This window comes from Terribacillus aidingensis (assembly GCF_040703035.1).
In the GTDB taxonomy this organism is placed as follows: domain Bacteria; phylum Bacillota; class Bacilli; order Bacillales; family Amphibacillaceae; genus Terribacillus.
On sequence record NZ_CP159996.1, the window covers coordinates 1114542 to 1135626 of the forward strand.

Annotated in this window: 25 protein-coding genes and 2 riboswitches; of the genes, 17 read left to right on the plus strand and 8 right to left on the minus strand. The window is 38.9% G+C overall.

Annotated features, from left to right (window positions below):
• Positions 1–140 precede the first annotated feature (140 nt).
• The 3 genes from ABXS78_RS06045 to ABXS78_RS06055 form a co-directional block, all read right to left on the minus strand.
• Entirely contained in the window at positions 141–944 is an 804-nt protein-coding gene (locus tag ABXS78_RS06045; protein ID WP_366249342.1) for an alpha/beta hydrolase, read from the minus strand.
• A 293-nt stretch (positions 945–1237) separates the two neighbouring features.
• On the minus strand, positions 1238–1447 hold the full coding sequence (locus ABXS78_RS06050) for a hypothetical protein (protein WP_366249343.1): 210 nt from the start codon (positions 1445–1447) through the stop codon (positions 1238–1240).
• Between the two features lie 149 nt (positions 1448–1596).
• On the minus strand, positions 1597–2043 hold the full coding sequence (locus ABXS78_RS06055) for a GNAT family N-acetyltransferase (protein WP_366249344.1): 447 nt from the start codon (positions 2041–2043) through the stop codon (positions 1597–1599).
• A gap of 1142 nt (positions 2044–3185) precedes the next feature.
• Between ABXS78_RS06055 and ABXS78_RS06060 the strand changes: the two genes are divergently transcribed.
• The 3 genes from ABXS78_RS06060 (at position 3186) to ABXS78_RS06070 (ending at position 4782) form a co-directional block, all read left to right on the plus strand.
• Positions 3186–3551 (plus strand): hypothetical protein, encoded by a 366-nt coding sequence (locus ABXS78_RS06060; protein WP_366249345.1) that lies wholly within the window; start codon positions 3186–3188, stop codon positions 3549–3551.
• A 113-nt stretch (positions 3552–3664) separates the two neighbouring features.
• Positions 3665–3886, plus strand: coding sequence for a phage terminase small subunit-related protein (locus ABXS78_RS06065; RefSeq protein WP_366249346.1), 222 nt, complete (start codon positions 3665–3667; stop codon positions 3884–3886).
• Positions 3887–4218: 332 nt separating this feature from the next.
• Positions 4219–4782 (plus strand): GNAT family protein, encoded by a 564-nt coding sequence (locus ABXS78_RS06070; RefSeq protein ID WP_366249883.1) that lies wholly within the window; start codon positions 4219–4221, stop codon positions 4780–4782.
• A gap of 413 nt (positions 4783–5195) precedes the next feature.
• Here ABXS78_RS06070 and ABXS78_RS06075 read toward each other — a convergent pair whose 3' ends face one another.
• Both ABXS78_RS06075 and ABXS78_RS06080 read right to left on the minus strand, forming a co-directional pair.
• A complete protein-coding gene (locus ABXS78_RS06075) occupies positions 5196–5624 on the minus strand; it encodes a GNAT family N-acetyltransferase (protein WP_366249884.1) in 429 nt (142 codons plus the stop codon).
• A gap of 187 nt (positions 5625–5811) precedes the next feature.
• The gene (locus ABXS78_RS06080; RefSeq protein WP_366249347.1) at positions 5812–6261 is read right to left on the minus strand and encodes an NUDIX hydrolase; all 450 of its coding nucleotides are present in this window, start codon (positions 6259–6261) and stop codon (positions 5812–5814) included.
• A 521-nt stretch (positions 6262–6782) separates the two neighbouring features.
• Between ABXS78_RS06080 and ABXS78_RS06085 the strand changes: the two genes are divergently transcribed.
• The gene (locus tag ABXS78_RS06085; protein ID WP_366249348.1) at positions 6783–7235 is read left to right on the plus strand and encodes a MarR family transcriptional regulator; all 453 of its coding nucleotides are present in this window, start codon (positions 6783–6785) and stop codon (positions 7233–7235) included.
• Positions 7236–7259: 24 nt separating this feature from the next.
• Entirely contained in the window at positions 7260–7778 is a 519-nt protein-coding gene (locus ABXS78_RS06090) for a GNAT family N-acetyltransferase (protein ID WP_366249349.1), read from the plus strand.
• Between the two features lie 64 nt (positions 7779–7842).
• Here the strand turns inward: ABXS78_RS06090 and ABXS78_RS06095 are convergent, their stop codons facing one another.
• Complete coding sequence (locus ABXS78_RS06095; protein WP_366249350.1) at positions 7843–8022, minus strand: hypothetical protein; 180 nt, start codon at positions 8020–8022, stop codon at positions 7843–7845.
• A gap of 166 nt (positions 8023–8188) precedes the next feature.
• Here ABXS78_RS06095 and ABXS78_RS06100 point away from each other — a divergent pair, with 166 nt between their 5' ends.
• The 4 genes from ABXS78_RS06100 to ABXS78_RS06115 all read left to right on the plus strand — a co-directional run bounded on the left by ABXS78_RS06100 (position 8189) and on the right by ABXS78_RS06115 (position 10800).
• Positions 8189–8992 (plus strand): HAD-IIB family hydrolase, encoded by an 804-nt coding sequence (locus ABXS78_RS06100; protein ID WP_366249351.1) that lies wholly within the window; start codon positions 8189–8191, stop codon positions 8990–8992.
• Positions 8993–9053: 61 nt separating this feature from the next.
• Positions 9054–9434 (plus strand): VOC family protein, encoded by a 381-nt coding sequence (locus ABXS78_RS06105; protein ID WP_366249352.1) that lies wholly within the window; start codon positions 9054–9056, stop codon positions 9432–9434.
• 40 nt (positions 9435–9474) lie between these two features.
• Entirely contained in the window at positions 9475–10476 is a 1002-nt protein-coding gene (locus ABXS78_RS06110) for an ROK family protein (protein WP_366249353.1), read from the plus strand.
• 105 nt (positions 10477–10581) lie between these two features.
• Positions 10582–10800, plus strand: coding sequence for a TM2 domain-containing protein (locus tag ABXS78_RS06115; RefSeq protein WP_366249354.1), 219 nt, complete (start codon positions 10582–10584; stop codon positions 10798–10800).
• Between the two features lie 158 nt (positions 10801–10958).
• Here the strand turns inward: ABXS78_RS06115 and ABXS78_RS06120 are convergent, their stop codons facing one another.
• Entirely contained in the window at positions 10959–11300 is a 342-nt protein-coding gene (locus ABXS78_RS06120) for a helix-turn-helix domain-containing protein (protein ID WP_366249355.1), read from the minus strand.
• A 249-nt stretch (positions 11301–11549) separates the two neighbouring features.
• On the opposite strand from ABXS78_RS06120, the gene ABXS78_RS06125 reads away from it, so the two are divergent.
• Positions 11550–12392 (plus strand): sulfurtransferase, encoded by an 843-nt coding sequence (locus ABXS78_RS06125; RefSeq protein ID WP_366249356.1) that lies wholly within the window; start codon positions 11550–11552, stop codon positions 12390–12392.
• A gap of 44 nt (positions 12393–12436) precedes the next feature.
• Entirely contained in the window at positions 12437–13414 is a 978-nt protein-coding gene (locus ABXS78_RS06130) for an aldo/keto reductase (protein WP_366249357.1), read from the plus strand.
• A gap of 27 nt (positions 13415–13441) precedes the next feature.
• Here the strand turns inward: ABXS78_RS06130 and ABXS78_RS06135 are convergent, their stop codons facing one another.
• Positions 13442–14605, minus strand: coding sequence for an acyl-CoA dehydrogenase family protein (locus ABXS78_RS06135; protein WP_366249358.1), 1164 nt, complete (start codon positions 14603–14605; stop codon positions 13442–13444).
• A gap of 71 nt (positions 14606–14676) precedes the next feature.
• A riboswitch (SAM riboswitch) is annotated at positions 14677–14783 on the minus strand.
• Positions 14784–14909: 126 nt separating this feature from the next.
• A riboswitch (SAM riboswitch) is annotated at positions 14910–15012 on the plus strand.
• 91 nt (positions 15013–15103) lie between these two features.
• On the opposite strand from ABXS78_RS06135, the gene ABXS78_RS06140 reads away from it, so the two are divergent.
• From ABXS78_RS06140 to ABXS78_RS06165, 6 genes are all read left to right on the plus strand, one after another.
• The gene (locus ABXS78_RS06140) at positions 15104–16507 is read left to right on the plus strand and encodes an LLM class flavin-dependent oxidoreductase (RefSeq protein ID WP_366249359.1); all 1404 of its coding nucleotides are present in this window, start codon (positions 15104–15106) and stop codon (positions 16505–16507) included.
• On the plus strand, positions 16504–17535 hold the full coding sequence (locus ABXS78_RS06145) for a methionine ABC transporter ATP-binding protein (RefSeq protein WP_366249360.1): 1032 nt from the start codon (positions 16504–16506) through the stop codon (positions 17533–17535). Before ABXS78_RS06140 ends, ABXS78_RS06145 begins: the two co-directional genes overlap by 4 nt.
• Positions 17501–18166, plus strand: a complete 666-nt coding sequence (locus ABXS78_RS06150) for a methionine ABC transporter permease (RefSeq protein ID WP_095222854.1) — start codon at positions 17501–17503, stop codon at positions 18164–18166. The genes ABXS78_RS06145 and ABXS78_RS06150 overlap by 35 nt, the downstream gene beginning before the upstream one ends.
• A 19-nt stretch (positions 18167–18185) precedes the next feature.
• Positions 18186–18998, plus strand: a complete 813-nt coding sequence (locus tag ABXS78_RS06155; protein ID WP_366249361.1) for a MetQ/NlpA family ABC transporter substrate-binding protein — start codon at positions 18186–18188, stop codon at positions 18996–18998.
• Positions 18999–19457: 459 nt separating this feature from the next.
• Positions 19458–20426 carry a sensor histidine kinase gene (locus ABXS78_RS06160; RefSeq protein ID WP_366249362.1) on the plus strand — a complete coding sequence of 323 codons (969 nt, stop codon included), beginning with the start codon at positions 19458–19460 and terminating at the stop codon, positions 20424–20426.
• Complete coding sequence (locus ABXS78_RS06165) at positions 20427–21080, plus strand: response regulator transcription factor (RefSeq protein ID WP_366249363.1); 654 nt, start codon at positions 20427–20429, stop codon at positions 21078–21080.
• The last annotated feature ends 5 nt before the right edge of the window (positions 21081–21085 follow it).

A 21085-nucleotide genomic window follows, 5' to 3' on the forward strand; every position in this document is an offset into this window, starting at 1 on the left:
AATCGAAAAAGATGATAATAAAGTATAGTTAGTGACTGGATATTATATACCTACCTGCACAGCATCTTTTTTGGCCCGCCATATGAAGAGGCAATTCCCTATCTCTATCCACAAACCTTTTATCACTTTTAAAAATAAACTCAACCGTTAAAAGTTTTTTCCGATTCAAGTTTGTTTAACCAGTTATGAACTAAAGCGTTAAATACATCAGGTTGTTCAATTTGTAGGTTGTGACCAGCCATATCAAGCACTGCAAAGGTTGCCCTTGGATAATCTTCAATAAGACGCAAGGCATCGTGATATCCGACTACATGGTCTTGATGTCCAGTTATAACTAGTGTGGGATGTTCAAACTTAGACGAAATATCGATGGAAAAACCATATCCATTCTGACGAATGTGGTTCAAAAATTCATGGTTTGTTTGTTTTGAAGGAATTAAAATCTCATCTTTAAACCTCTCCCATTCAGTATGACCTTGCACCACTCCCATGGAGCAAAACTCCTCAGCATCCGTTGAAGACAATTGTGATATAAGATTGCTATCTCTTTTTATAATGGTTTGCTGTGGTACTACTCTATCATTAAATTCGGGTATTATCATGGGTGCAATCAGCAGTAATCCACGAACTCTATTTTGACGTGAACTGACTATACCTCTTGCGATATATCCTCCATATGAATTTCCACAAATAATAAACGGTTCACCAGGAATAATCTGGTCTAGAAGATGTAATATTGCTTCTAGCATATCATCTGAGTTGTGAATAGATGGTTTCTGCTCGGATTTCCCCATACCTGGCAGATCAATGTAAATTCTTTTCCATCCTCTTCGTTTCTCAAATAGCGGTTCCATAGCATGTAACATTACTTGGTGATCAAGTGTCCAACCATGCAACATAACGATAGGATATCCTTCTCCAATTACTTTATGGTATATAGACATGTTTTTCCCCTTTCCCTGTCAACGGATAAAAATCTATAAACAAGCATATACAAGATTTTTAATATAGTGAAGAAGATTTATTGAATTAACCAGACCAGATAGAGAAATCATCAATATGCAAAGGTGAGAAGTAGAGTAAATAAATTACTGTAGACAACTTGGTATGAGAAGTTTTAAGTGATAAAATGTGTCTTGAGCAATGGCATAATAGGTAGACGCTAATATGCCCATTTGCTCAACTATATAGAAGATAAGATGCAAAAAGCTCCTTTCCTTAATTGGAGGGGCTTTTTTTATTTGATAGTGTGATCACCAAAGATAAGAGCTGCATGATCAATAAACATTTCTTCGAACATCTTGCGCTCCTCATCAGTAAACCTCAAAAACCTATGATCCCATTCTAATGCCCTTTCCAAGTCGTACCCTTCCTTATGTGCAGTGAAGTCATGAACTACCTTCTGGCGTACCAACAAATACTCCGAATACCTTTCTGGTCTAATCACTCTGATCATCTCCTTTTACCCATATAAGCGCAATGAAGAGAAGAAAAGCGTGATTAATTTTTGTATGCGTTAGGTGTAAAAAAACCACTTCCAAAAGGAAGTGGTTTTACTATTGTTCAACTTAAGCGCCCATTACTTTAATAAGGAAATTATAATTTCTTTTCAAAAAAGGTTAAGGATAGTTGTTCATTTACTAAGACTTCGTTAATATTTTGAAATCCATTCTTTTTATAAAAACTAACAGCTGGAGTATTTTTAGATCCTGTTGCTACTTTTATTGTTTCAACCTGGAACTTAGTTTCAATGAAATTTAAAAGTAACTGCGCAATGCCTTTTCTAAAATGGTTTGGATGTACGATTAACCTATGTATATCAACTACATGATCGTCTACTTTTATAGATACTACTCCGTTTAAACTTTCATTTTCATATAAACCAAAGAAATCTTCTCCACAATGTTGCAATGTGTAAACCGTGTCCTTTAATGGCGGTATATCATATCCAATAATTTCTGCCTCTACCTTATATGAAGGTATTTGTATGTTTAAAACATCTGCAGCACACTTAATATTACGAATGTCAATTTTTTTAATCAAGGGATCCCCTCGTTCTGTTATTTTCTTAAAATTATACCATAAAATAGTAAACAAATCCTTTCATTATGCGATTAGCAACAATTATTACGAAAACAACCTTTGATAAACCTCCAATAATAGGGGCAGTTTTATCATAATGAAATTGGAGATTTGATTGAGGATAGTCCCTCTTCTGTTACTTCTGAATGATGACAAGTGCGGAAGAGATGGAACAAATAAATAACCCCTCCAAGAAGGAAGGGCTATTATGTGTAGGGAGGGAGTGAAGCTCTTTCCTGAATAGCATATCGTTATTGTATAGGAATGCCATGAGAGGAGTCATAAAGATGTAAAAAAACAAAAATTACGGTACACAATCAGCCATCTACTTAGTGGGTACTTTTTTTATTGCATCGATAGTAACATTTTCTCAGAGGCAAAAAGTCCTCTGGGAGAAGCGCCTTTCCCTTATCAAGACGTACTCGCCTGATTTTGCACGACTGTGAAGGATGCCTGGTTAACGAGGGTAGTATCTGGGGTTGGGAGCGCGCGGCCAGTTTAACTGGTCACCGATCATTCGGTTAGTTGCGATTAAATCAGTCGGGGATTGAATTGTTGATTCTGCATTTTTTTGAATCATGAATTGACTTCTCAATCTCAGCCTTTCCTCTCGTTGAATTGGGTCAGTCAATACTAAACAAGCATTTGGCATAAGGTGGTGCATAACAAATAAAAGGGGAAAGAAGTTGGCAAAATAAGAGGAATTATGGCTGCCAAGTTAAATGTGCAGTCGGACAACGAGCTCGATGCTCAAGCAGCCAAAGATCGCAAACTGCGTGAATTTGAGGATCTGATGGGCATATCAGAGAGTCGGCAGGCGAGTTCGTAGGAAAAGGTAAAAAAATAAAGCGGAAATTTGGAGGTCCATGCTATACTGGGAGGCAGGACGGAGCGGTATGTGCTTCTCTACCAGCGCCCTTCGGATCTCCAATTCCGAAGACTATGTTCGTACAAATTGAAGCCCTGTAAAAAAGCATATTACACAAATGTGATCTACATAAGAAATTTCAACAGATGTATTTTTATAATATTCCTTTTTTACTATTGAGGAGGTTGGCTTAATTAAAAATATAATAAGTTGATCAATGAGGGAGGAATCTTATATGGAGAATAATACATATAAGTTTGAAGAAATAATGGAGGTTTTGATTAAATCTTGGTCTTTAGAATCTAGTTCAAAATGGAGTGAGGACAATCCTGCAAAAGGACAATGTGGCGTAACCGCATTAGTTATAAATGACTTATTAGGTGGAGAAATTAAGAAAACCAAATTGCCAGATGGATGGCATTTTTATAATATTATAAATGGGAAGCGAAATGATTTTACAGATTCTCAATTTACAGAAGAAATCTTATATATGAACATTCCTTCAAGTAGAGAAGAAGCATTAAAAGATACTAATGAAAAACAGTATAACCATCTAAAACAAAACGTTTTACTCAATTTAAAAACATTGACGTCACGTTAGAAATTACAGGAAATATTTATAAGGATTATAAAACACCCCAAACGGGTGTTTTTTTATTGTATATAGAAAAAAACTTAAACTTAATTCGATTGATGGAGGGGGGGATGATGTAGATGGCTAGACCTCGCAATCCGAAGCGGGATGAAGCCTTTCGCTTATGGAAAGAAAAAAATGGAACCAAGGCTTTGAAAGAGATTGCAGCCGAACTGGATGTCGGTGATTCGCAGATTAGAAAGTGGAAGAATCAAGACCGCTGGGAAGATCAGTTGAATGGTAACGTTACTAAACGAGGCTCCAAAAGGGAGCAAGAATGCGCTTGTCACTGGTTAGTATGAATCCATCTATGGAGATGTGCTGTCAGAAGATGAACAAGCGCTTTTTGGCGGCTCCAAGATGTATCAAATTAAAACCGGCTTGTATATTACTGCTTCCACTAAGTATCTAAAAGTACGCAAATAAAGTCTCAATTTTATAGTTATGAAGTTAGTCTTGTAAACCATTGCACTCTAGAATATTACAATTTAGGTAATTTAATGCTACAATAAATTGGTCAATTAATATGACAGTATTTCATCCTATAAATTCATGAAGGGACTGAACTATGCGCAGATATCAAAGCTTATACCATACCAAAATTTAATTTAAATAAATGGAGGTTAAGCATTTGATAGTCAATACTATTCAAACCAAGAGATTAATGTTAAGAAAGATGGATAAGTGTGATGCAAATTCATTATTTGCTATTTGGTCAAATCCTAAGGTAACAAAATATATGAATATTGAAGGGTTTACTCGAATAAAAGAGGCGGAAGAAATGATTGCCTTTTTAAGTGATTTATCTGAACGAGGAGAAGCCATAAGATATTCCATCATTGAAAAGAATTCTAATACTATCATAGGATCGTGTGGTTTTAATTCACTCAATTTTGAGGCAAATACAGCTGAAATTGGATATGATTTAGATAGTCAATTTTGGAACAAGGGTTATGGGACAGAAGCAGTCAACGGTTTAGTTAATTATGCCTTCCATCAACTTAACCTAAAAATAATCGAGGCGAAAGTAGACCCCAGAAACATACTATCTATAAAGTTATTACAAAAACTAAATTTCGAGTTACAAGGTATTGTAGAAGAGAATGCAGGTCAAGCTGATGATCTTTATCTTTACACAAAGGAATCTCACATACAAAAGAGCCCTAACGGGTGGAGCCTGCCGTCACAAAAGGACTGACAGTGAGCGTGTTCCAAGATGTATCAAATTATATCCGGTTAATGTATCACCGCTTCCAACAAGTATGTAGAAGTACGATAGTAAAAAGCCCTTTTCTATTCGGAGAGGGGCTTTTTTAATTAGGCCGTTTTCTAAAAGATTGTTTTTGAAGCGGGATTAGCTATGGAGGGGTAATCCAAAGAAAAGCCTGGTTACTTGACTTAGAAAGAAATAACATTGCTTTGCAGTAGGAAGACTAATATCATTCAATATAGTATAAATCAATCAGCCCTCTTCTGTAGTGGAAGAGGGTTTTTATATGATGGATAAAAAGCAAAAGGAGGACTTATGTTAGCTATAACATATCGCAAAAGGTGTCAGCTTGGATAACTCATTTATACTTTTATTCATCATTCGTCCTCGTAGTTCATTTATCACAGGTGTAATTTTAATCCTTCATGAGATGTCTTAAATCCTAACTTTTCATAGAATTGAATTGCGTCGGGTCTGTTTTTATCTGTTGTAAGTTGAACTATATGACATCCACGTTTTTTAGCACGTTGGATTGCCCATTGAATTAATTTGGATCCTATGCCTTTTCCACGTTCTGAGGATTTAGTACGAACACCTTCAATTGTAGCTCTCCATCCTCCCTGATAAGTAATGTACGGAGTAAATGTAATCTGCTGAACGCCTATTATCTCTTCGCCATAACAAGCCACAATTAATTCATTATTTGGGTCAGAGTCGATAGAATGAAATGCTTTTATATAACTCTCTGGTAAAGGTTGTTTATAAAGCTCTCTCTTGTTTCCTAAAACGTCATCTGAAAGCATATGCACAATTTCGTCAAGGTCTTGCATTTTTGCCTCTCTATATGTGACTTGATTTGGTTCCAATAAAATCCATCCTCCTAAGTAAGCATATTGTTATTTTGTTTCTTAAGGTTGAATTATTAAGTTTAAGCGGGACGTATTCAAAAACCTAGTTCTCATTCTTACTCTATGGGAACCGATTACTTAAAATACCATCTAAAAGCATTGTTTTATATCAGTACATTTTCATTATATATTGCTCAATAAACCTCATATAATTATCAGCTATATTGTCAGGCAAGTTATCTATAGAAAAATACGAAATTTCTTTTGATTCACTATAGTCAACCTTGATTTCCCCGCTTGTATCTTTCGTATAATAAACAGCCGTTACCGCATAAAACTCGTCACCATTTGAAACTTTTAAATAATACTCAGAACCAGAAAATACATTTAGTAAAATCAAGTTTTCCACTGTTAATCCTGTTTCTTCAAAAACTTCCCGTTTTGCTGCTTCTTCATAACTTTCTCCTAAATCCATTAAACCACCAGGTAATCCCCAGCATCCATCATGTCTTTTCTGCAGTAATACCTCATTTTGTTTGTTTAGGATAATAACTACAGAGCCTGGTAAGATAATTGGTTTATGTCCCACATATTGTCTTAGGTATTTATAGTATTCCATTATTAACTCCTCCTTAGTGACTGGTTCAGATAAATCATTATGTATTAGCTAATGAGGGGATTCGGGTTTTGGAAAGAATTAAGACTGGTACTGGTGTAATGTGGAAGTGAAGATATAATCTAAATTTACTTGTTAAAAGGTCATAGAAAAGGAGAATAGAACTTTGAAGGTTGAAAAAAGGACTTGACTTTCTAAATAAATGATTTGTTTGTGTAAATAACTTTATACAAATATTAACATATAATTAGAGTCTGATTGTTAACTTTAAAAAAACTTCGTTCAAGGGAATAGAATGTAGCTATGTAATATGACCATCGGTATAATTTCGATAACTGCTTGGATTGTCTTAAAGTCTTGAAAAATCAATTTGGAATATCTATATGTATTTTATTATTAATGGTTTTGAACATTTGATAATAATTGGCTCTTGAATAGCAAAATCAAGTAAAGGTTTTTTGTTGCAAATACAACAAAAAACCTTTACTATTTATACATATTAAAAGATAAACGGAGTTGTATTTATGAAGGAGATTCTACGCGAGATAGGAATGATAGCTCGGGCACTGGATTCTATAAGCAATATAGAATTTAAAGAATATGATCTGGCCAGGGGGCAGTATTTGTACCTCGTTCGAATTGTTGAAAACCCAGGAATCATTCAAGAAAAACTTGCAGAAATGATTAAAGTTGATCGAACAACGGCTGCTCGTGCAATAAAAAAGCTAGAGATCAATGGCTTTATCGAGAAGAAAAATGATGAACAAAATCAAAAAATCAAGAAACTTTTCCCGACAGAAAAAGGAGAGCAGGTTAATCATTTCATAAGAAGAGAAAATGATCATTCGGACAAGATTGCATTAGCTGGATTATCTGATCAGGAAGTAGAAAGCCTTTACTATCTTCTTCAAAGGGTTAGAAAGAATATTGAAATAGACTGGGAATATGTGAAAAAAGGAAACAAACGAGACTATTGATTATATGAGGGAGCTATACATGACATGACGTCTATAACTATTAAAAAATGCAGCATGGAGGACCTACAGATACTTCAAGAAATTAGCATCGAAACCTTCAGCGATACATTCAAGGACCAAAATTCACCTGAAAATATGAAAGCTTATTTAGATAAAGCATATACCTCGAATAAGCTGGAAATGGAATTGCTGAATACTTCTTCGCAGTTCTTTTTCATTTATTCGAATGCTGAACTAGCTGGATACCTTAAAGTAAACATAGATGATGCGCAGTCTGAAGAAATGGATGACGAGTCATTAGAAATTGAAAGGATCTATGTAAGAAGCAGATTTCAGAAACAGGGAATAGGTAAATATCTGATGAACAAAGCAATTGAAATAGCGATTGAATTGAACAAGAAGGTTATTTGGCTTGGGGTATGGGAAAAAAATCAAAACGCAATTGCTTTTTACAGCAAAAATGGTTTCGTTAAAACCGGAGCTCATGCTTTTTATATGGGTGATGAAGAACAAGTGGATTACATTTTGACTAAAACACTATAAGGTATAAAAAGAACAACAAGCTGCTTAACTTGTTGTTCTTTCTTTTTACAGTATTTGCTTTTCGTTAGTTGTGGAGGTCAGATTTGCTGATAGTGTTTCTATTAGAGTTTATGTAGTGCGCTGCATCTCTTTTGGCTTTTTGTGCGACGGCTGCAGAGATTTCATCTGGAGAATGGAAAAGATCTTTAGGAGTGGTAACAGTAATAACAACTACAACGAGCATGCCGATCAAAAGCAATAACATCTTACGTCTCCTTTTGTTTTTTCTAATTATTCATATTATAAAAGCCGCTTGTGTACATTATGTGTTGTCTTGGAATCATTTTCGAATAAAAAATATGTTGACATGAGATCGATCCCAGGATGTATGCTTCATTCGTACTTACTCACAGACGAAGGAGATGTGATATATGCTAAAACTTGTTGTAACAGACTTAGATGGTACTTTTTTGAATAATAAGGGGAGTTTCGACAAAGCGCTTTTCGATGAAACACATAAGATGATGAAGGAAAATGGAATCATTTTTGCCACTTGTACAGGGAAGCAGTGTGAACGGGTTGAAGAACTATTTGAAGGACATTCTGATATTTGGGTGCTAGGTGACAGTGCAACTCGCATTAAAAGGGATGGCGAACTGATAAAAGACTTTCCGCTGAACAAAATACTAGGTAATGACCTTATACGTCATATTCAAGCTTATGATCAAAAGGTGACGGTTATTGCGTGTACCGGGGACTCTGCTTATGTTAAATCAAATATATCTGAAGCCGATTATAATGTGGTTCGAAATTCATATAAAAAAGTGGAGAAAACAGACGATCTGACTGCTATTGAATCAGAGCTTGTTAAAATTACTGTTTATGATAGATCACTCGGGTCTGTTGCGCTTAAAGAGCACTTACTTGAGCAGACATATAATGAACCAATGTATATAGTTGCTTCCGAACCAGCTTGGCTGGATATTACTGCAGCGGATGTCCATAAGGGGAAAACCGTGCAAAAGCTGCAAGAGCTTGTGGGTGCGACAAAAGAAGAAACGATGTCATTCGGTGATGGCGAGAACGATGTAGAGTTGATGGACATAGCAGATTATAGCTTTGCGATGGCAAATGCATGTGACAATACGAAAACAGCAGCCAGCTTCATTACGAAAACGAACGAAGAGAACGGGGTTCTGCTTACGATTCAAAAGATGATCCAATTGACGAAGTGAGTTGAAATTTGAACACTTATTAAACTAGTTTAATAAGTGTTCTGAAGGAGAGAGTCAGATAATGAAAATTGAACACGTAGCCATATGGGTGAAGGATATCGAGAGAATGAAAGAATTTTACATCCATTATTTTGGAGCAGAGAGTAACAGTCTGTATGTAAATGAAAAGAAGGGATTTGCATCCTATTTCCTTACTTTTTCGAGTAGAACCAGATTGGAGATCATGAAGAAAGTTGGGGTTAACGAGCCTGCCCTGCCAGAACAATTGGGTTGGGCGCATGTAGCATTTTCTGTTGGCAGTAAAGAAGAGGTTGATAGATTAACGGAAAATATCAGAGTGGACGGTTATACGGTCAGGGGCAATCCGCGCACTACAGGCGATGGATACTATGAGAGTGTCATAGAAGACCCGGAAGGAAATGTGATTGAGATTACTATATAGGTGGGATAAGAAATGATATCTATAAAGGAGAAGATTTACGTTGGATGATCAGATGACAATGCAGGATCAGGTGAAAGCAAACATTATAAGAGGCATCCGGCAATTGTTGATGAACGCTCATAGTATGTCAAAAGCAGAAATAACAGAGGCACTTTCGATTAGCTTTCCAACTGCCAGCAAGTTCATCCAGGAGATGGTTGATAAAGGCGAAGTGCTTTCCTTGGGCCTTTTACCATCTGCGGGAGGGCGGCGAGCACGAAGCTATGCTTATAATCCTGACTTTGCGCACACACTGCTAGTTTACCTGGAAAAAGAGGAAACGAAGTATGTTATCACGGACGCCTTCGGCAAGAAGATACAAGAAGATTCTACACGGAGTTTCTTAAAGCAGGAACCCCGATCATTATCTGCATTTTTGAAAACAAAACTAGCAGAGGATCCGTCCATCCGAACCATTGCAATGGGCATACCAGGGGCTGTAAATGGTGATGTAATAAGCTACATACCTGGATATCCCATGTATGCAAATCAAAATATGAGAGACATATTAAATCTTCCTGTTGAAGTAACTATTGAGAACGACATGAACGCCGCAATTATCGGTCACCAGAACAGAAGGGGATTACCCATTGAAGCTTCTCTTGTCTATATATACATGGGCGCGAATGGACCAGGCGCGGGTATTTTGATCAATGGAAAACTAGTAAAAGGGCATACGATGTTCAGCGGGGAGATATCGTTTATTCCTTTTAACGAAAATAACCGATTTTTTCCTGAGAGTGAATTTGACGCAACTGATGAGAAGTCAGTCTTGTTGGTTGCTAAATTGATCCAGACTATTGGCGCATTAATAAATCCTTCTCAGATCATTTTTCATCAAGCGGAAGTCAATAAAGAATTTTTGGGTAAATCTGCAGATAATGTTAGATTAAATTTCCCGTCGGAGCATATACCTAAATTAAGTATTAGTGATTGGGATAAAGATTATAAAGAAGGTCTTTGGGAGATTGCTAAGTCAAAGTTGATAGAGATTTGTTTCTAAGTAATCTAAAATAAAACTAAACCGTTTTCTCAAAAACCAATGAAGAATTCTTTTTTTGAGCTATACTATAAAAGTAATTATATTATTGTTTCTAAGGAGTAACTTATGAAGAACAAGATTGTTGCAGGTGTACTAGGGATTTTACTAGGGAATTTAGGGATACATAAATTTTACTTAGGACAAATTGGTATGGGGATTTTATATGTTGTTTTCTGCTGGACAGGTATCCCTGGGATTATCGGTTTAATTGAAGGTGTAATTTATCTTTTTAAATCAGACGAAGACTTCAACGCTAAGTATAATCGTAATAGGGTGGCTTTTTAATATAAAAGATTAGAGCTACAGAGCTTACTCAAAGAATAGTGTTACCAGAGTATATTAAAGTAAATCCTGCTGTATTGTTTTTGATTTTTAGTATCCAACCTGCTGCTTTGTGAATTTGATGCTATAAAAATGTTTTTATTTACTCATTAATGAAGTCATTATTCCTGTTGTATCTCTTTTAACGTATTTAAATATTCTACTCCCCAAGAATCCATTGCAGAGATGATTGGACGTAAAGAATTTCCTAATTCACTAAGCTCATACTCTACTCTAGGCGGTACTTCTGCGTATGCATACCGAACTAAAATGCCATCTTCCTCCATTGCTCGAAGGTTTTGGGTCAAAACTTTTTGGCTGATACCGTCTATGCTTCTGCGGAGTTCATTGAATCTTTTTCTTCCTTTTAATAGCTGCTGTAAGATAAGTAACTTCCACTTACTTCCTATTAAGCCGACTGTTGTAGTAACCGGGCATACTGGGAGATCTTTTTTTGCTATCAAATCTATATACCTCCATTAGTTTCAAATGGGCTGTTAGTTACAATAATTCTCTTAGAGTCTAATTGTAACTTTTGCTCGAAGTGGCTGCAACAACATAATAAAACTGAAACGACGCTATAGTCTTTTAGGAAGCTTTGACTTTTTGAAGGATTCAAACATTCCTATCTAGTATATATAGAATGATAAAGTATGCTTTTTAAAAAGGAGATATACACGGTCTATTCTAAAATTAGTTAGGGGTTATGTTAGGTGAATTTTGTTGTTAATAAGGAATGGCTCAATGAACATCTAGATAACGATCGAGTTAGGATAATAGATTGCCGTTTTGAATTAGGCAATCCGGAGAAAGGAGCAGGTCTTTACGCAGAAAGCCATATTCCTGGTGCTGGTTATTTTGATCTAGAAAGACAATTATCAGCTCCTGTTTCAAAGCATGGCGGAAGACACCCGCTGCCTGACATAGACCAATTTAAATCTGACATCGAGAAAGCGGGAATTGATAACACACATACGGTAATTGCCTACGATGGTGGAGAAGGGTCATATGCTTCTCGATTTTGGTGGCTGCTTCAATATTTAGGTCATGAAAACGTATTTGTATTAAATGAAGGTTTTAATGGATGGGTTGAAGCTGGCTACGAGACGACAAAGGATTTACCTGATAATGAAACAACTGAATTTAACGTGTCTATCAGAAAAGAAATGCTGGCTTCCTATGAGGAAGTGAAGGAAGTTGTCGAACAAGAGAGAAAGTCTTCCATATTGATAGATTCAAGAGAGGAAAGACGCTACATAGGAGAAGTGGAACCAATTGACAGGGTAGCTGGCCATATTCCTGGCGCCATCAATAAATTTTGGGCAGAGGGATTGGATCAGGGTTCATTTAAAGGAAGCGAAGAGCAGATAAAAAGATTTGCTGAGCTGGATACTAAAGATCCGGTTATCGTGTATTGCGGATCAGGTGTAACGGCTGCTCCTAATTACATTGCTTTAAAAATGGCTGGGTTCGAGAATGTAAAATTATACGCGGGAAGCTACAGTGATTGGGTTTCGTATGAGCAAAATCCCGTAGCAAAGGGTAAACACCTATAACGAGATTCGCTTAAATCAATAAAACTTAGATTGGAGACCTAAAGATGGACTATCAATACCTTGGTAAATCTGGTTTGAAGGTAAGCAGACTTTGTTTGGGTACAATGAATTTTGGTACTACTACAGAAGAAAAGGATGCATTTCGAATTATGGATGCTGCACTTGATGCCGGCATTAATTTCTTTGACACGGCGAATGTATACGGTGCAGAAAATCGAGGTCTGACAGAATCAATTATCGGAAGATGGTTCAAGCAAGGCGGAGACCGGAGGGAGAAAGTCGTTCTAGGTACGAAAGTATACGGAAGCATGCATAATGCTGCCGATGGTCCAAATGATGAGGCTGGGTTGTCAGCTTATAAAATTCGGCGTCATCTTGAGGAATCTTTAAAGCGCTTGCAAACCGATCACATTGAGCTGTATCAGATGCATCATATTGATCCTGACGTAACGTGGGAAGAGCTATGGGGAGCTTTTGAATTAGGAATCAGCCAAGGAAAGATAGGTTATGTCGGCTCCAGTAACTTTGCTGCCTGGCAGCTCGCGGTAGCACAAGGCGCAGCAAAAAACCGTCATTTCTTAGGTCTGGTTTCCGAACAGCATAAATACAATCTCAACTGTCGATATGCTGAATTGGAAGTACTTCCAGCAGCGGAACAGCTTGGGATTGGCATTATCACATGGAGTCCTCTGGATGGAGGTCTGCTTGGCAGGAATGCACTTAAAAAATTACCTGGAAGCCGAAGTGATAAGATTGGTGATAAAATCGATGCCCAGCGAGTGCAATTAGAGAAGTTCGGCCAACTATGTGAAGAACTAGGAGAAACACAGGATAATGTTGCTCTGGCTTGGCAGCTTGCCAATCCAGCTATAACTGCGCCAATCATTGGGCCGCGTACAGTTGAGCAATTCGAGAGTGCATTACATGCGCTAGAAATTCACCTTGATGAATCCGTTTTAAAACAGCTGGATGAAATTTTCCCGGGTCCAGGCGGAGCAGCACCGTATGCTTATGCTTGGTAAATAGGAACTCCTGAATCCGTTATGGATTCAGGAGTTTTTTACTGCCCGAAGGACTGCATCCGCTAGCGAATACACTACTGCATCATCAGTAGGTGGGTTATGCAATCCAGCTCTTACATCACGAAAATGGCGCTGCAGCGGATTGTCGGCAGACAAACTCCGGGCTCCAACTATTCGCATGCATAGATCCACGACTTCGTTCGCTTTATTGGTGGCAATATGTTTTGCAGCAGCTAAATCAGGACTCATTTCTGATCTTTTTTCAGGGTGCTCGACCCACTTCCTGGCTGTAGCGTAAAGTACTTCTCTAGCATTAAAGAGAGCTAGTTCTATCTCGCCAATTTTTCTTCTAACCTCTGGAACATCTTTAATTGAACCCGGCAAGGAAACAGGCTGGAATTCTGACGCAAATTGAATGGTATAATCTCTCGCAGCAACAGCAATACCAAGGTAAACAGCTGCAATCTGTAAGTACCAGCCTCTTGGAGTGGATGTGCCTTTGTTTTCTTCCACAAGCAGCGCATCCTGGTCTACTAGTACGTCTTCCAAAATTAAATCATCGCTTCTTGTTCCTCTCATTGCGATGCTATCCCATGTTTCATCCACAGATACTCCGTCCAAACTATGATCAATTAAAAAGAAGCCTTTGTTTCCTGAAGGAAGTATAGTCGCGGTGGCTATGCTATAGTCCAAAGCAGCAGCTATGGAAGCAAAGGATTTACGACCATTGATTCGCCATTTTGAACCTTCCAGTTGTGCGGTTGTCCTTGGAGCTGCTCCTCGAGAAGGACTGCCGGTGGCGTTTTCTGTTTGAACCAAATTAAGAAGAATTTTGTCATGAATGATTTTGTTGCATAGATGCTGAAAACTTTGTTCGTCCCATTTTCTGCTTTCCGCATTTTCCAGTACAACACCGAGCTGCCAGCCAAATGATAGAGTGGTAGGAGCATCACCTTGAGCGAGAATCTCTTGCACTTGTAAGTACTCTACAAGATTTAATCCTTTGCCTCCATATTCTGTCGGCACAGTCAGTGACAAAAAGTCGTTCTCTTTTAACGCTTTGAAGTTTTCATAAGGAAACTCACCGCTGGCATCAATATGGGCTGCACGCTGCTTGAATTTTTTAGAAAGGCTTTTTGCTTGCTGTATCACTTGATCAAACACTTTTGTTTTATCTGCAGTATCTCGCATGAACATTCTCCTCATCCAAGTAAAGTAAAAACCTCTTTCATATGAAAGAGGTGGCGTTATGTAGGCATTCCCTCTCATCTCTCAGACTTGTCTGTCTGCTGGAATTAGCACCTTGCTTCATGAAAAGCGGTTGCTGCAGGGTCGTTGAACCAGTTCCTACCCTGACTCTAGATAAGTGTGTTTATTCGGTTGTCGGCATAAATATAAGTGATGATTTGAATATTGTCAATTATATATTTAATTTAGAAAACTTCATTGACAGGCAGTGGACTGTCCTGTATATTGGCATTAATTCAATAAGCATTTCTTATCCAGAGAGGTGGAGGGACTGGCCCTTTGAAGCCTCGGCAACAGACTGCTGCAGTACTGTGCCAATTCCAGCAAGCTACTAGCTTGAAAGATGAGAAGAGAGTGGACGTTGTACGCCTGCGTCGACTAAGCAAGACCTCTTCTTATCTGAGAAGAGGTCTTTTTATTTGTTAAAACGGAGGGATAAAAGTGGGGAAGCAAATCATTTTGAATGCATTCGATATGAATAGTGCGATGCATAACTCGCATGGGTTGTGGAAGCACCCAGAGAGTAAGCGGCATCGGCAGTATAAGGATTTGAATTATTGGATTGATCTGGCGAAGCTACTCGAACGCGGTAAATTCGATGCCATCTTCTTTGCCGATGTATTGGGGATATATGATGTTTACCGGAATAGTAAAGCTCCTTCTATCCGGGATGGTCTGCAGGTTCCCCTGAATGATCCAGCGCTATTGATTTCTGCGATGGCAAGTGTAACCGCGAATTTGGGTTTCGCCGTTACAGTAAGTACTACATATGAACCACCATTTGGAAATGCGCGTCGTTTTTCCACGCTGGATCATTTGACGAAGGGCAGAGTTGCTTGGAATGTTGTGACGTCATATCTTCCGAATGCTGCGCGGAATTTTGGTTTGACCGAAATGATCAAGCATGATGAGCGGTATGAGATTGCCGATGAATTCCTGGAGGTTTCTTATAAGCTATGGGAAAGCAGCTGGGAGGAGGATGCAGTGATTGAGGATTTGCAAAACCAAGTATTAGTGAATCCTGAAAAAGTACATGAAATCAATCATGAAGGCCATTACTTCCAGGTAGAGGGACCACATTTGAGTGAGCCTTCCCCACAGCGGACACCTGTGATTTATCAAGCAGGTACATCCGAACGTGGACGGGAATTTGCTTCCAAGCATGCAGAATGTGTTTTCGTTGGAGGGCCCACGCCTGAGCGCATCCGTTATTATGCAGAGGATATAAGGGAGAGAGCTGCCAAGCATGGCCGAAATCCAGATCATATTAAGATTTTCTCTTTCCTGAGTGTCATCGTAGCGGAAACAACAGAAGAGGCACAGCAAAAGTATCAGGAATATGCAAGTCATTGGAGTCCAGATGCTGCCAAGGCGCAATTTGGTGCAAGCGGCTATGACATTTCTGAATATGAGGAAAAGGATCCTGACGAGCCGTTTTCTTATGGTAAAACGACAGAAGGCGGTCACTATAAAGCAGCCTCATTGACAAAGGATGCAGCCAAGCAGCTGACAGTCGGCGAAGCATTGAAGCGGTTTGATACACCTGACAAAAGCTTGATAGTCGGGAATCCAGACGAGGTGGCAGATAGCATCCAGCACCAATTCGAAGAATCCGGAGTCGACGGTTTTAATTTGAACCATCTTGTTACACCAGGGGATTTGGAGTCCTTTGTTGACCTGGTCATCCCGATTCTGCAAAAAAGGGGACTTTATAAACAGTCCTACAAATCAGGCACATTGAGAGAAAAATTATTTGACTATGAATCAAGCAGACTGCCGGCTGGGCATCCCGCAACTAACTATCGCCAGCTGAAAATACCGACAGGAGAGGGAGATGAAAGGTGATAAAACTGGAGAACATCACAAAGAAATATAGCAGCAAGGGAAAGGAGATCATTGGCGTTAACGATGTGACACTAACCGTTGAAGCTGGAGAAGTGTTTGGGATAGTTGGATACAGCGGAGCGGGCAAGAGCACCTTGCTGCGCTGCATCAACCTATTGGAAAAGCCAACGTCTGGCAAAGTCTTTGTTGATGGAGTTAATTTGCATGAGCTGTCGCCAAAGGATCTGCGAAAAGCAAGACAGTCGATCGGTATGATCTTTCAAGGTTTTCATTTAGTCTCCTCAAAAACGGTATATGAGAATGTGGCATTTGCATTACGAGCTGCAGGAGCAGATAAAAAACAAATAAAGCAGCGAGTGGATGAGCTGCTTGCCTTAGTGGGGTTAGAGGATCGAAAACATCAGTACCCAGCACAGCTTAGCGGCGGTCAGAAGCAGCGAGTCAGTATTGCACGGGCACTTGCGAATCAGCCAAAGATCCTTTTATGTGACGAAGCTACTTCTGCCTTGGACCCTGGTACGACAAAATCAATTTTGGCTTTGCTGAAGAAAATAAATAAAGAACTGGGTCTGACAATCGTTGTCATCACGCACGAAATGGAGGTTGTAAAGGAGATTTGCAGCCGCTGTGCAGTGATGCAGGATGGGAAAGTGGTAGAGCATGGTCCCACTTATGATATTTTCTCCGATCCTGCTAATCCTCTGACAGTATCGTTTATCCAGACTGTACTTAGTTTTGATCTCCCTGAAGAATTATTGGGAGAGATAAACGGAAAGCTGGTCAGGCTGCAATTCAAAGGCAGCATTGCTGCCGATGCTGTTGTATCGGATATGCTGCAGGCTTTTCCGATCCGCGGCAATATACTGCACGGCAAAGTAGAGTACATCCAAAGCAAGCCGTTAGGAATTTTTGTGATGGAATTGAACGGAAATGAAGCAGAAGTAAATAAAGCAATTGCTTATCTGAGAGATAAAGTAAGCAAGGTGGAGGTGTTTGATGATGGATCGCGTAATCGCCATCTTGCCTGAATTGAACCAAGCATTTCTTGAAACGCTTCTAATGGTTTCCATCGCTTTGGCTGTGGCAATCTTGATTGGGCTGCCCTTTGGAATACTATTATTTGTAACAGACCGAGGTTTGTTTTTAGAAAATGTGGTGGTAAAAAGAATAGCCGGACTAATTATTAATCTCATTCGATCGGTTCCTTTTGTAATTCTGCTTGTCTTTTTACTGCCTTTCACACAATTTCTGCTCAATACGACGATAGGTCCTTTAGCTGCTTCTGTATCTTTATCTGTTGCAGCTATCCCGTTTTATGCGAGAATCGTTGAATCCTCAGCCAGGGATATAGACAAGGGTGTGATTGAAGCAGCTATTGCGGTAGGTGCTTCTCCGTGGATGATTATCAGAAGTATCATCCTTCCGGAAGTAAAACCGGGCTTAATCACAGGACTAACCATTACAGCTATCAGTCTTATTGGATATTCTGCTATGGCCGGCACAATAGGCGGAGGCGGGATCGGAGATTTGGCAATACGGTATGGGTACTACAGATACGATAATACAATCATGTTCACTACAGTTATCGTACTGATAGTACTCGTTCAAGTTGTTCAATACTTAGGTGATCTTATAGCAAGAGTTGTATCAAAAAGATGAACTATGAGGAGGAACGAAAATGAAAAAAGCTATTTTATTGTTATTTGCCACAGTGTTCATCACAGTCTTAGCTGGCTGCGGTTCCGGAGAAAGCAGTGCCTCATCCGATAAAAATATCGTCCTAGGTGCAACAATTCCGTATAGCGACATGCTTGAAAAAGGCGTAAAACCGTATCTGGAGGATAAAGGATATACAGTGGAAGTAAAGGAGTTCAATGATTATGTGCAGCCGAACAAATCGTTGGAAACCGGTTCACTAGACGCCAATTTATTTCAGCATAAAGTATATATGGACGCTTTCGCCGAGGAGAACAACATGGAGCTGACCAGCGTAATAACAGTTCCAACAGCACCTATCGGTATTTATTCAAATGAATTCAAGTCACTGGATGAAATAAAAGATGGAAGCACCGTTGCACTCGCTAATGATCCGACTAATCTTGGTCGTGGACTGACCGTCCTAAGAGATAATGGTCTTATTGAAATCGATGAAAATGCTGATCCATTGCGGGTCACAGAGAAAGACGTGATAAGCAATCCGAAGAATTTAAAATTTGAACCAGTAGAAGCTGCACAGCTGCCGCGGACATTGGAATCCGTTGATTTGGCTGCTATTAATGGAAACTTCGCTATATCAGCTGGCATCGATTTAGCAACAGCACTCGCACTTGACGAATTGCCGGAGGACATTCAGAACCGCGTAGTAGTCTCTACAGAAAATAAAGATGAGCAATTTGTTCAGGATATAAAGGAAGCGGTGGAGTCGGAGGAGTTTGCTAAGGTGATTGAGGAAGAGTTTCCAGAATTTCATAAGCCTGAGTGGATGAAGTAATGTACGGAAAGAGAAGGGTGATCCTTCTCTTTTTTTTGTGCTTAATAGATGTACCTTAAAGAAATTGTTCATGATATAGGTACCATATTTCGCAGACATAGCAGATTTACTTAAGTATAATTACACGGAAGAATAAGTAGAAAAAACTCTAGAGTGAAATGCCCGAACGGGAAAGACAGAACATCTTAGAATGGTGCATACTATTCTTAAGGATATCTTTAGGAGAAAAAAATGGACAATCATGTGTACACTCAAAACAATATAAAACAAGAAAACAATAATATGATCGCAGCAAGGATACCAGGATTAATTTGGATCTTTGTTACTTTTACTGCTTCTTTAATTTTACAAATTGTATCAGGCAGTTCTTTTCTGCATTGCGCTTTATTTAGTATATTGATCATTATTTTTAGCATTTTATATTGGCTTTCAAACAGATTCCTTCCAAAGAGAGCATGGATGTATTTTGGTGTCCAAGGGTTGATTGTGTATGGAAGTGCCTTTTTTATGTACAACGTTTCTGCAACAATTATTGCATTGTTTCCCTTGCTCTTAGGTCAGCTAGTAGGAATGGTTGGGAGAAACAGAGTTGCGTTCTTTGTAATATTATCAGGTCTTTCTATTATTGCATCAGTCATCATTATTCCAAATGAAGATTTGTTTACCTACTTTGTTATTGTTATTCCTGCTACTTTAATAATTGTTGCCTATGCTGCAATCTTCTTCAAACAGGTAAATGCAAGAATAAGAACGCAACAAATTCTGCAGGAACTGGAAGAGGCACATCACCAAGTAGAGAATCTAACGCTGTATAGTGAACGGCAGAGAATGGCTCGTGATTTGCATGATACGCTGGCACAAGGGATTGCTGGTATAAAAATGCAGCTCGAGGCAATCAATGCCCACCTTTCTAATGGAAATCAAGAGCGTGCGCAGCAAATAGCGCAACTTGCTATGAAAGGTGCCAGCTCCGTATTGGCAGATTCCCGGATTGTCATTGATGACTTACGTTTACACGAAGAAAATATCGACTTAGAGTACATCCTGCGCGAAAATACGCAGCAGTTTACAACTGCAACAAGTATACCATGCAGTTTAAAATATGCAGTCGTGCAATCTCTATCGCCGAAAATTACCGAGCATCTTTCCAAAATCGTTAGTGAATGTCTGTTGAATATCGCACGTTATAGCAAGGCAAGCGAAGCTTCTGTCTCTATTACAGGCACTTTGGATAATCGTATCCGTTTAGAAGTGGAGGATAATGGTGTTGGCTTTGATGCAGAAGAAATCTCAAACAAGCAAGGGCATTACGGCTTAATTGGTATGAAGGAACGTGTAAGGATTTTAGGCGGAGAGATCCACATTAGCAGCACATTGGGAGAAGGTACAACAGTGACAGTCAGTATTCCGGAGAATGGAGAGGATTAAATGACGTATAAAGTGCTTATCGCAGATGACCATGTAGTCGTAAGAGAAGGTCTGAAATTGCTTATAGAAACAAATGAAAATTATAAAACCATAGGCGAAGCCGGACATGGGGCAGAAGCAATCCAGCTTGTAAATGATCTAGAACCCGATATACTATTGATGGATTTGTACATGCCGGTCATGAGCGGCATGGAAGCAATTCGTAAGCTATCTGTTACGCATCCTAAGCTGCCTATTATCATTCTCACAACTTATAATGAAGACCAATTGCTGGCAGAAGGATTTGCTTTAGGTGCAAAAGGTTATCTCCTGAAAGATACCAGTCTCCAATCTTTGTTTCATTCTATGGATGCTGCTATGAATGGGGAGACCCTCATAGGAGAAGACATGATGAAGAGAATCCGGGATTATCAGGAAAAAAGGCAACATATTAAAGAAAAAGTCCAGCTTTCCCGAATGGAAATCATCATTCTTCAAGCGGTTGCCAGAGGGACGACGAGCAAGGATATTGCTTTTGATATGGGTGTTTCGGAAAGGACAGTAAAATCAAGGCTAACAGCTATCTTTAATAAATTGGGCGTGGATTCCCGAACGGAAGCGGTTGCTGTAGCCATTGAATCAGGTTTGATTCACCTTAACTATAATAAATTATAGGTTCT

What these genes read in the sequence shown, in the direction of transcription:
- ABXS78_RS06165 (WP_366249363.1), top strand. Translation starts at nt 20,427, where the DNA reads ATGACGTATAAAGTGCTTATCGCAGATGACCATGTAGTCGTAAGAGAA.
- ABXS78_RS06090 (WP_366249349.1), top strand. Translation starts at nt 7,260, where the DNA reads ATGACGTCTATAACTATTAAAAAATGCAGCATGGAGGACCTACAGATA.
- ABXS78_RS06080 (WP_366249347.1), bottom strand. Translation starts at nt 6,261, where the DNA reads ATGGAATACTATAAATACCTAAGACAATATGTGGGACATAAACCAATT.
- ABXS78_RS06045 (WP_366249342.1), bottom strand. Translation starts at nt 944, where the DNA reads ATGTCTATATACCATAAAGTAATTGGAGAAGGATATCCTATCGTTATG.
- ABXS78_RS06095 (WP_366249350.1), bottom strand. Translation starts at nt 8,022, where the DNA reads ATGTTATTGCTTTTGATCGGCATGCTCGTTGTAGTTGTTATTACTGTT.
- ABXS78_RS06135 (WP_366249358.1), bottom strand. Translation starts at nt 14,605, where the DNA reads ATGCGAGATACTGCAGATAAAACAAAAGTGTTTGATCAAGTGATACAG.
- ABXS78_RS06075 (WP_366249884.1), bottom strand. Translation starts at nt 5,624, where the DNA reads ATGCAAGACCTTGACGAAATTGTGCATATGCTTTCAGATGACGTTTTA.
- ABXS78_RS06115 (WP_366249354.1), top strand. Translation starts at nt 10,582, where the DNA reads ATGAAGAACAAGATTGTTGCAGGTGTACTAGGGATTTTACTAGGGAAT.
- ABXS78_RS06105 (WP_366249352.1), top strand. Translation starts at nt 9,054, where the DNA reads ATGAAAATTGAACACGTAGCCATATGGGTGAAGGATATCGAGAGAATG.
- ABXS78_RS06155 (WP_366249361.1), top strand. Translation starts at nt 18,186, where the DNA reads ATGAAAAAAGCTATTTTATTGTTATTTGCCACAGTGTTCATCACAGTC.
- ABXS78_RS06130 (WP_366249357.1), top strand. Translation starts at nt 12,437, where the DNA reads ATGGACTATCAATACCTTGGTAAATCTGGTTTGAAGGTAAGCAGACTT.
- ABXS78_RS06100 (WP_366249351.1), top strand. Translation starts at nt 8,189, where the DNA reads ATGCTAAAACTTGTTGTAACAGACTTAGATGGTACTTTTTTGAATAAT.
- ABXS78_RS06085 (WP_366249348.1), top strand. Translation starts at nt 6,783, where the DNA reads ATGAAGGAGATTCTACGCGAGATAGGAATGATAGCTCGGGCACTGGAT.
- ABXS78_RS06160 (WP_366249362.1), top strand. Translation starts at nt 19,458, where the DNA reads ATGTATTTTGGTGTCCAAGGGTTGATTGTGTATGGAAGTGCCTTTTTT.
- ABXS78_RS06065 (WP_366249346.1), top strand. Translation starts at nt 3,665, where the DNA reads ATGGCTAGACCTCGCAATCCGAAGCGGGATGAAGCCTTTCGCTTATGG.
- ABXS78_RS06060 (WP_366249345.1), top strand. Translation starts at nt 3,186, where the DNA reads ATGGAGAATAATACATATAAGTTTGAAGAAATAATGGAGGTTTTGATT.